This window comes from Rhodococcus sp. ARP2, from assembly GCF_001029585.1.
Lineage (GTDB): Bacteria > Actinomycetota > Actinomycetes > Mycobacteriales > Mycobacteriaceae > Rhodococcus_F > Rhodococcus_F erythropolis.
In genome coordinates this window covers 1-6,464 of the sequence record NZ_LEKE01000106.1, presented here as the reverse complement: position 1 = coordinate 6,464, position 6,464 = coordinate 1, and the positions used below count along the sequence as shown (strand labels likewise).

Below are 6,464 nucleotides of genomic sequence, written 5' to 3'. Positions count from 1 at the left end.
TCGGCGAGCGCTCGCCGATTCGACATCTTGTTGAAGTTTCCGCGTGACTTGACCATTTCCACGACGAATCGCGGCGCCGAGTATCGGTAGGGCATGGTGATGTGCGCGATCACTTCGCGGACCCGCCACCCGTCGCACAGGGTCGGCGCGTTCCACTGCTCCTCGCTCAGGCCTTCGAGAAATCCCACCAGTTCGCGGCGCTGCGCCACGACCCATTCGGGTGTCTGTTCGCTCATGTCGGCACTCCTTTCACCGGCGCAGACTTTCGGCGCCGATACCGATACAGACCGGTGGCGGCGCCGAAAGTAATCGCTGGTTCTGCCAAAAAGTGAGCTACGACGCCGACGACGCGTCGGCAGCGTCCGCAGCAGCCTTCTTGCGTGCGATGTCCTCGAGTGCCGCGATGTACTTTGCACGATCGGCTGCGCCGGCTTCCCAATCGGACTTGCGGTTCTTGACCGCCTTCGCAGGCGAGCCGACCGCGATGCTGTAGTCCGGGATGTCTCCCTTGACGACGGCGTGCGCCCCGAGGACACAACCGCGTCCGACGCGGGTATTTCGCAGCACGGTGACCTTCGCTGCCACCCAGGTGTCCGGGCCGATACGGACGGGGCCCTTGACGATGCCCTGGTCCTTGATCGGTGTGTTGATGTCGTCCATGCGGTGGTCGAAGTCGCAGATGTAGCACCAGTCGGCTACGAGCGTCGACGCACCGATTTCGATGTCGAGGTAGGTGTTGACGACGTTGTCCTTGCCGAAGACGACCTTGTCGCCGATGCGCAGCGAACCTTCGTGGCAACGGATCGCGTTGCCGTCGCCGATGTGTACCCAGCGCCCGATCTCGAGGCGGGACAGGTCGGGGGTCGAATGGATTTCGACGTTCTTGCCGAGGAACACCATGCCGCGCAGGATCACGTGCGGGTTGGCCATCTTGAACTTGGCGAGACGGTAGTACCGCACCAGATACCAGGGTGTGTACGCCTTGTTCGCCAGAACCCATTTGAGGGAATCGACCGTCAAGAACTTGGCCTGATCGCTGTCGCCTCGGCGTGATCCCCGCCATCGAGTGCGCAACGGTGCGCCCCACATGCTCGTCATGAGTGTTCAGCCTACGTGGGGCCGACTCACCGACCCTCGGGGTGTGCCCCGTCACGTCGCCCCGGTCGGGATAGTCTCTGGTCCGGGCTTGTGCAGTTACCGAGGGCTCTTGATCAAGTGAAGGCAGGGAGATTGTGATGCGGCGGGTCCTACGGTCGTCCGTGATGGTGTCGACGGCGATCGCTGCGGCCCTGATCGCCGGTTGCGGCAGCGACGACGGACGGGTGGACCGGTACGCGTCGGCGGGTTGGCCGGCCATGCATGCCGACGCCCGCAACAGCGACACGAGCCCGGTCACCGGATCACGCGATGTCGAGTTCGCATGGTCACGCCCTCTCGGCGGTCCGGTTGCCGCGTACGCCTCGGTGGCCGCGAACGGCCAGAGCTTCGTCACCGCCCGCACCGAGAACGGCTGCAATCTCTTCTCGTTCCAGATGGATACGGGTCGCAAGAAGTGGTGCGCTCGACTCAACGACGGAGTAGTCGCGTCCACGCCCATCGTCGACACGGCCACCAATGTCTACGTCGGTGAGAGCGGCGCGATGATGTCCTTCACCGAGACTGGTCAATTGCGTTGGCGCACGCTCGTTGTGGGCACTCCTCTCTCGTCGCAGTTCACCGGCGACGGAAACCTGTTGTTCATCACCCAATTGGGTCAGATCAACGTGCTCGACCCGCAGACCGGCGCCAAAGTGGTTCCGTCGTTCGACCTGATCCCGCCGCCGTCGATCGACCAGGGCGCAAATGCAGAACTCATTCCCGACAACAAGGGTTTGAACGAGTGCTTCCTCGGCACGTCCGGCTGCCCGGTGGCCAATACGCCGGCAGTGGACCTGGGCACCGGCAAGTTCTACTTCACCTTCTACGGACCCAGTTCTCAGGCAGCCGATCTGGTCGCCATGAAGTACACGGGCGGCGACAATCCGTCCATCACCCGCGAGTGGTCCACCGACGCGCTTCCCGGTGGAACGGCGTCGAGCCCGGACCTGTCGAAGGACGGCAAGACCGTCTACGCCACCGACAACAACGGATCTCTCTGGGCAGTGAACGCCGAAACCGGTGACACCAGGTGGAGTTACGACATCGGCTTCAACTCGGCCGGTAGTGCCTCGACGTCCGACGACGGTTTGATCATTCCCGCCGGCGGCGACAAGGGCCACCTCCTTGCCGTGCGCGACGAGGGAGATCACGCCGAACTGGCCTGGGAACGTAAAGACCTTCTGCAACTGGGTGTTCCGGCGCAGACCGCCGGCAACACCGGATACACCGTCGTCCGTGAGGGTGAGAACGGACTGAGCCTGATCACCTTCGACACCGAAACCGGTGAGACGGTGGATCAGGACACGTTGCCGGGAGCAGTCGGCTTCACCGTCGGCACCTCGATCGGCCCCAAGGGCGAAGTGTTGACGCCCAGCGCAATCGGTGAGCTGTTCGTCTTCAAGTGAGCTAGCGGGACGCCTCACAGATGAAGGCCGACGCCGATCGTCCGATCCGCACGATCACGACGCTCAGTGCAAGCGAGCCCTTGAGCTTGAGCCGTGGACGCAGCACTGCCGGGTCCACGTCGACTCCTCGCACCAAAATTTCGGCCACACCGCAGTCCCGCTTGGACAGTGTCTGTTTGAGCAGTTTCTCCGAGTACTTGATCTGCTCGAGGATCCGGAATCCGCGAACTCCCTCAGGGACGCTGTCACCGGTCAGATAAGCGATGCGTGGATCGAGCTGCCAGAGGCCGTGTCTGGCCGCGTAGTGGCGCACGAGGCCTGCGCGCACTACCGCTCCGTCCGGGTCGATGATCCACTCCCCCGGAGCTTGCTCCGGAATCACGTCGTCCTCGGCGTCGGTGATCGCCCACCCGCTCCCGTCGGAGCGAAGCACCGAAGCTCGACGCGTGATGCCGGACTCGGCCAGTCCCGTCGACCACAGGCATGCTTCCTTGACGCCGCCGTCGAGCGAGACGACCTCGACTTCCCCGTCCCAGCCCAGATTGTCGAAATCGAGTCCGGGAGCACACTTCACCGCGAGATCACGGCCGGAGTACGCCTCGATGAGGTCCGGTAGAGGTGGCATCAACGCTGCCGGATCGTGAGTGCGGCGACCGCCCGATCGCCGGGCGGGGTCCGCCAGTACGACGGTGTCGCGTGTCGTCGGGCGGAGCGCGTCGGCCCGCAACAACGCTGCGCTCGGCACATTGCGCTGTGCCATCGCCAGGCGAACGGAATCGATGTCGCTGCCGATCACGCGATGCGCAACTCCGGTCAAGGCATGCAGTTCGGCGCCGATTGAGCACGTCACGTCGTGGATGTCGCGCCCGATCAGACGCTGCGCGCGGTGCGCCGCCACAACACCGGGAGTGGCCTGCTGCATCGCGTCGTCCGTGAACAACCACTGATCACTGCCGGGCAGTTTCGAAGCGGCCTTGCGTCGAAGCAGGACGGTGTCCACGAGCGCAGGCATGTGATCACCGAAACGCGTACGCGCCCGGCCGATGTCGGCCAGACGCGTACGCGTGGACAGTTCGAGCTGATCCACCTCGGCCAAGGCAGCTACGCCGGAATCACTTCCGAGATAGTCGACGTCGCCGAGGGTGAAGTCATAACCCAATTCAGTTGCCGGGCTTCACGCCGGTGATCATGACGTTGTAGAAGAATCCGCGAGGAACGACGTGGCGGAGCACCTTCTCGTCGACCCAGCTGAGCGTCTTCCAACCACCGAAAGCGAAACGTCCCCAGCCCCAACCGAGCTTCTCCGGCGGAACAGCTGCTTCGAAGGTACGGACCGGCCATCCGAGAAGCGCCGCGGCGAATTCCTCGGTGGCAGCGTGGACCTGATCGGCTCCCGCGGACTTCGCCATGTTCTCGAGGTCGGTGGGGTCGAACGTGTGGATGTCGACGACTGCTTCGAGCGCTGCTGCGCGAGAGGACTCGTCGAGCTCTTCCTGCGGGCGACGCCAATCTGCCAGGAACGGCAGCTTGGTCACGCGTGTGGTTGCTTCCCACGTCGCGCGGCCGAGCCAGCGGGCGTAGAAGTTACCGACAGTCGTGGGCTCACCGGCGAAGACGAAACGGCCGCCGGGCTTGAGGACACGAAGGACCTCGCGCAGCGACTTCTCGACGTCGGGAATGTGGTGCAGCACGGCGTGGCCGACGACCAGGTCGAAGGTGTTGTCCTCGTACGGAATGGTCTCGGCATCGGCAACACGGCCGTCGACCGGAAGGCCGAGGCTTTCTGCATTGCGCAGTGCGACCTTGACCATGCCGGGCGAGAGGTCGGTGACCGAACCGGTCTTGGCGACTCCACCCTGCATCAGGTTCAGGAGGAAGAATCCGGTGCCGCAACCGAGTTCGAGGGCGCGCTCGTACGGGAGCGGCTGATCGCCCGCGACGGCGTCGAAACGACCACGTGCGTAGTCGATGCAGCGCTCGTCGTACGAGATGGACCACTTGTCGTCGTAGGTTTCGGCTTCCCAGTCGTGGTAGAGCACCTGGGCGAGCTTGGTGTCCTTACGAGCGGCCTCGACCTCTTCGGCCGTGGCGTGCGGCCGCGGCGCGGGGTCGACTACCGAGGTGTCGGTAGCGGCGGGCGGCGTGACGGTTGCGTCGTCATTCGGGCTGGCTGTCATGGCGGCTATCCTACTCGCTGGTAAGAGATGAACAAGTTCTAGTTTAGGGGAGCCTACTCGCCCGTGAACTCGGCCTTGCCCGGACCGTTGGCGATGAACGACTCCATGCCGATCGCCTGATCCTTGGTCGCGAACAATCCGGCGAACAGATGCTGCTCGATCTTGAGCCCGGATTCCAGGTCGGTGTTCAGACCCTCGTCGATGGCTGCCTTGGCAGCAGCCAACGCACGTGACGCTCCCCCGACGAACTGCGAGGCCCACGTGCGAGCGGCGGTGTACACGTCGTCGGGAGCGACGACCTCGTCGACCAAACCGATGGCCAACGCCTCGTCAGCCCCGACGAAACGGCCGGTGAAGACCAGATCCTTGGCCTTGGCCGGTCCGATCAGACGAGCCAGGCGCTGCGTTCCGCCGCCACCGGGAATGATTCCGAGCAGAATCTCCGGAACTCCGAGCTTGGCGTTGTCTCCGACGATCCGGCGATCGGCCGAGAGTGCAACTTCGAGTCCGCCACCGAGTGCGTATCCGGTGATCGCGGCAACGGTCGGCTTCGGGATGGACGCCACGGCGCCGAGCCCGGCCTGCATGCCACCGATGGCGTCACGTATCTGGCCGTAATCCATCTCGGCCATTTCCTTGACGTCGGCACCGGCTGCGAAGACTTTCTCGCCGCCGTAGACGATGACGGCCTTGACTGCCTTGTCGACGGTCGCAGCGTGTGCGGCAGCAGCCAACTCGTCCTGGACCTGACGGTTCAGAGCGTTCATGGGCGGGCGCGCCAGACGGATGGTGCCGATGCCTTCGGAAACCTCGAGAGTCACAAATTCAGCCATGATCGAGAGGTTACTTTGCCGCCTTGACCGACCACGGATGCGGCCCGGCGACGTAGTAACCGTCCTGATTCGGGAACTCGACGCGCAGAGTCTCCTCGTCGGTGATCAACGTAGGCAGGATGACGGGAATCTCCGGCTCGGCTGCGAGTATCTCCGCCACCGAACTGAACTTGGCCAATTCGGTCAGCTGACTCCACGTCGGCGGCAACAGGATGCTGCCACCCTCCCGCCAATGCGCCAGCGCGTCCTGCGGGCTCTGCCAACGCACCTCGGCGGCCTCGGAGGTGACCCCGTCCGCGATCTGTCCGGTCGGTGACGCTGCGACGAAGAAGCGCGTGTCGTAGCGGCGGGTCTCGCCCACCGGCGTGATCCAGTTCGCCCACGGCCGCAGCAGATCCGTTCGCAGGACCAGGTTCTCCTTCTTCAGGAAATCGCTGAACGACAGCTCGTGCTTTTCGAGAGCTACTCGGTCCTGGGCGTAGCCGGCCGTGTCCGCGACGACGGTGTCCGCGGTCGGTCCGGCGAGTAGGACGCCGCACTCCTCGAACGTTTCCCGCACCGCAGCCAAGACGAGAGCCTTCGCCCGAGCCACGTCCGTGCTGAACCGCTCGGCCCACCACTCGACCGACGGTCCGGCCCACTCGACCTCTGCCGTCGCATCGGACTTGTCGACGCCTCCGCCGGGGAAGACCGTCATGCCCCCGGCAAACGCCATCCCCTGTACTCGTTGAAGCAGGAAGATCTCGATCCCGGATTCGGCATCGCGCACCAAGATGACGGTCGACGCATCCTTGGGCTCGGGGACAGCGTTTGCATTCTCGTTAGCCATGCTTCGCGAACCTACGCGATCTGTGATCTGGGCCGCATTTCAGGTCCCACTGAAGCTCACGCGCGATGAGCCCCGGACGGCC

7 protein-coding genes are annotated in these 6,464 nt (G+C 64.3%); 1 reads left to right on the top strand and 6 read right to left on the bottom strand.

Annotated elements, in window-relative coordinates; genetic code table 11:
• The coding region (locus ABX74_RS26635; protein ID WP_047890089.1) for a maleylpyruvate isomerase N-terminal domain-containing protein at positions 1–236 on the bottom strand (236 nt) is incomplete at its 3' end.
• 97 nt (positions 237–333) lie between these two features.
• The gene (locus ABX74_RS26630; protein ID WP_020907241.1) at positions 334–1,098 is read right to left on the bottom strand and encodes an acyltransferase; all 765 of its coding nucleotides are present in this window, start codon (positions 1,096–1,098) and stop codon (positions 334–336) included.
• Between the two features lie 137 nt (positions 1,099–1,235).
• Here ABX74_RS26630 and ABX74_RS26625 point away from each other — a divergent pair, with 137 nt between their 5' ends.
• On the top strand, positions 1,236–2,543 hold the full coding sequence (locus ABX74_RS26625) for a PQQ-binding-like beta-propeller repeat protein (protein WP_007729417.1): 1,308 nt from the start codon (positions 1,236–1,238) through the stop codon (positions 2,541–2,543).
• 1 nt (position 2,544) lies between these two features.
• On the opposite strand, the gene ABX74_RS26620 is transcribed toward ABX74_RS26625, so the two are convergent.
• Genes ABX74_RS26620 through ABX74_RS26605 form a run of 4 tightly spaced genes read right to left on the bottom strand, consistent with a single transcriptional unit; the run spans position 2,545 to position 6,382 of the window.
• Entirely contained in the window at positions 2,545–3,702 is a 1,158-nt protein-coding gene (locus tag ABX74_RS26620) for a THUMP-like domain-containing protein (RefSeq protein WP_047890088.1), read from the bottom strand.
• A gap of 1 nt (position 3,703) precedes the next feature.
• Positions 3,704–4,720, bottom strand: coding sequence for a class I SAM-dependent methyltransferase (locus tag ABX74_RS26615; protein WP_003944733.1), 1,017 nt, complete (start codon positions 4,718–4,720; stop codon positions 3,704–3,706).
• 53 nt (positions 4,721–4,773) lie between these two features.
• Entirely contained in the window at positions 4,774–5,553 is a 780-nt protein-coding gene (locus tag ABX74_RS26610; RefSeq protein WP_003944701.1) for an enoyl-CoA hydratase/isomerase family protein, read from the bottom strand.
• A gap of 10 nt (positions 5,554–5,563) precedes the next feature.
• On the bottom strand, positions 5,564–6,382 hold the full coding sequence (locus ABX74_RS26605; RefSeq protein ID WP_003944751.1) for an NUDIX hydrolase: 819 nt from the start codon (positions 6,380–6,382) through the stop codon (positions 5,564–5,566).
• Positions 6,383–6,464: the final 82 nt, after the last annotated feature.